The organism is Paenibacillus sp. OT2-17, from assembly GCF_009827695.1.
Classification (GTDB): Bacteria; Bacillota; Bacilli; order Paenibacillales; family Paenibacillaceae; genus Paenibacillus; species Paenibacillus polymyxa_B.
Map to the genome: position 1 here is coordinate 1 of NZ_WUDQ01000402.1, position 3406 is coordinate 3406.

The window sequence follows — 3406 nt, forward strand, 5'->3', positions numbered from 1 at the left end:
CATTCGCCTGCTCTTCTCCCGTAGATAACACTACCCGTAGCCCCTTCGCCAAAGGCAGTAGCGTTTCCAATACAAAAATATCAAATGCAGCAGTAGTTACTGAGAAGAAGGTCTGACCTTCAAGAAACGGAATTCGCTCGGTAATCCCGTAGATCAGGTTAACGATGGCTTCCTGACGGATCATCACGCCTTTTGGATGTCCGGTCGAGCCTGAGGTGAAAATCATATACGCCAAATCATGGGGTCCCGGCTGTGTGATCTTCAGCCTTTTTCCATCCTGAAGGTATATACTCTCGTCATTCAACGAAATGACTTCGCCTCTAAAATCCAGTCCATCCAGCAGTGTGTCCCGACTAATCAGCCATTGCGCTTCACTCTCTTCCAGCATGTAGGAAATACGCGCCGCAGGATAGTCGGGGTCGATCGGCAAATAGGCAGCACCTGCCTTTAAAATGCCGAGCATCGCCGTCAGCAAATCTACCGACCGTTCCAGCAGCAAGGCAACCACCGTATTCACGTCCGCTCCTTTGCTGCGCAATGTTCTCGCCACCCGATTGGACAGGACATCCAGCTCGCCATAGGTCAAACACTGGCTCCCACATTCTACCGCTATGGCGTCCGGCATCCGTGCAGCCTGTTCTTCGAACAGGTGATGCATCAGCTTGTCAGCCGGAAGCGCAAGCTCAGTCGCATTGCGGGCGACAAGAATGCGTGATTGCTCCGCAGGAGTCAGCAGGCTGTAGGCATACAGGGGACGGTCTGGCTGCAAAGCCAGTTGGGCCACCAGCTCTATGAAATGCTGCGCCATCTGGCGAACCGTATGCTCGCGGAACAGTTCCGCGCTGTATTCAAAGGTACAATGCAGCCCATTACGGCGATTATCACCTACACCTTTAGCAGTCGGCATCTCAACCACGGTCAGCATCAAATCAAATGAAGCAAAAGGGCTTTCCAACGGATAAGGCTTCACCTGTAAACCCGGCACTTCCCTGCTGCCATCCATAAAATTTTGCAGCCGAAACATCGTGTCAAACAGCGGATTACGACTCAAATCCCGCTGGAGATGCAAGCGATTAACGAGCATATCAAAGGGGTAATCCTGATGCTCAAACGCATTCAACGCATTGTCTTTGACCTCGTCCAGAAACTGTCGGAAGGTCTTCTCCTGTACGGGAGCATTTCGTAACGTAAGTGTATTTACGAACATACCGAGCATACGCTCCAGCTGAACATGCAATCTTCCGGCTACTGGCGTACCCACCACGATGTCCTCCTGCCCACTATAGCGGGACAAGAATACATTGTATGCTGCAAGCAAAACCATGAATAACGTGGCACCACTCTCCGTTGCCAGCTTCCGCAAACTTGTTGCACAGTCTGACGACAGACTAAATTCCAGCGAGCCCCCGGCAAAGCTCCGTTGTCTTGGTCTTGGATAATCTCCCGGCAGATTCAGAAGCGGAATTTCCTTTCCAGTGTGCTGTTCGTCGAACATCTTCAGCCAGAACGCTTCCTGTTCTTTCAGATGTTCCCCGCTGAGCTGTGTATGCTGCCAGGCGGCAAAGTCTTTATACTGAATGTGCGGCTTTTCCAAAGCGCTTCCTTCCATTAGGGAGATAAACTCATCAATAAGCACTGTCGCAGAAATTCCATCAAAAATAATATGATGCACATCCAGCAGTAGAACATGGCTCTGCTCCGCTAATCGAACCAGCATTACCCGTAAAAGCGGGGGCTGTTGCAAATCAAAAGGACGCAAAAATGATTGCTGAATCTGCGGCATATCGGCCGCCGTCCCTTCGGTATATTCCATTTTCCAAGCTACATCCGAATGAATCTGCTGTACTACTTCATCCTCCAGCAGGGTAAAGCCCGTTCGAAATACTTCATGCCGGAGCAGTAATGTTCGAAACAGACGTTCAAGCTGCTCTCGTTGGATACTGCCTTCCAAATGCCATGCAGTGAACACGTGATTGCTCAGGCTTTCTCCTTCCAATTGATGCAAAACAAATAATCGTCTTTGAGCGGCGGAAACTGGGTAATACTCCTGCTCAGGCAACGGTTCGATAGAAGCTGCATGAACAGAGGTCTTTTGACGAAGCAAATCTGCCAGCTCACGAATGGTTTGATGATCAAAGAGTTCTTTGAACGTCACTTTCACCTGCAAGCGTTCCTGAATCCGGTAAATCATTTTTGCCATCTTGAGTGAATGTCCACCCAACGCAAAAAAGGGGTCCTGTACACCCACTTGCGCTATATCCAAAATTTCTGTCCAAATGGTGGATAGCTCCTGCTCCATGCCGTCTCTTGGAGGTACATATTCTGTTCCTGCAAGACTTCTTCCCTCAGGTTTTGGCATATGTTTACGGTCGATTTTACCGTGTGGGGTCAAAGGCATGGTTTCGAGAGGGACCAACAGACCGGGAACCATATAGTCGGGAAGCCGTTCTTTTAGATGTTGGCGTACCCCTTCTGACGTCATTTCCGGCGACTGCAATGTGTAGTAGCCGATCAGCCCGGTTAATCCCGTTGCCTCGATATGTGCAATCACCGTTGCCTCACGAATAGATGGAAGACTGACCAGCGCCTGCTCAACTTCCTTCATTTCGACGCGAAATCCCCGCACCTGAACCTGATCGTCCTTTCGCCCAAGATACTGAAATTGCCCGTCCGGGGTCTGACAGCCTAAGTCTCCCGTTCGATAAAGCCTTTCTCCTCGCTTATCCTCGGTTGCAATAAATGCTTTTTTGAGCAGCGGTGGAATTTCTCCACTTTTGACAGGATCGCTTTTTTGCACAGACAACTCACCCATGAGCACACCGTTGCGGTCATAAACCTTCGATGTCTCGTTCACTGTAATTTTGTCCTTGTTGGCTTTGTAAATTTTTTCGCCATTAACCATGACAAATAAATATCCACCAAGTGCACAGAATATGGCTAACGCCGCTGTAATAAATATCGTCCACCCCACTCGCTTACCTGTTATTTTCTTTTTCTTGCCCTTCGGCTTCTCTTTAGATGTGTTTCTATTGCGATTGCCGGATCTGGACAATGAATCGTTTGGCATTCCCCTGACTCCCTTTCGCGAATAATCATATGGTACCTAACATAAGCTTAAAGCTTGCTGTCGGCAGCATGAAAGTAAACGGAATGAAAAGAACAACCCTGATCAGGTTGCTCCCGGTCACATTCCTATACAGTTAGACGAGACGGACGCCTGAAAAGTTTCATGAATCCGGGCGACCGTCAAGCCGTAATCAGTTATCGCTAGCGTTATCCTGTTGCTGTACAAGCGATACATTGCGTTGCGGTGTAAAGGTGGAGATGGCATGCTTGTAAATCAGCTGTTGCTTTCCATCCGAGTCGATAACAATCGTAAAATTGTCAAATGCTTTAATCGTCCCTC

Annotated in this window: 2 protein-coding genes; both read right to left on the reverse strand. The window is 48.9% G+C overall.

Going from position 1 to position 3406, the window contains the following annotated elements; genetic code table 11:
- Positions 1-3067, reverse strand: a 3067-nt coding sequence (locus tag GRP75_RS21990; RefSeq protein ID WP_237449139.1) for a condensation domain-containing protein, incomplete at its 3' end; no start/stop codon positions are given.
- A 190-nt stretch (positions 3068-3257) separates the two neighbouring features.
- Positions 3258-3406: RNA chaperone Hfq (locus GRP75_RS21995; protein WP_202404255.1), on the reverse strand; the 149-nt coding region annotated here is incomplete at its 5' end.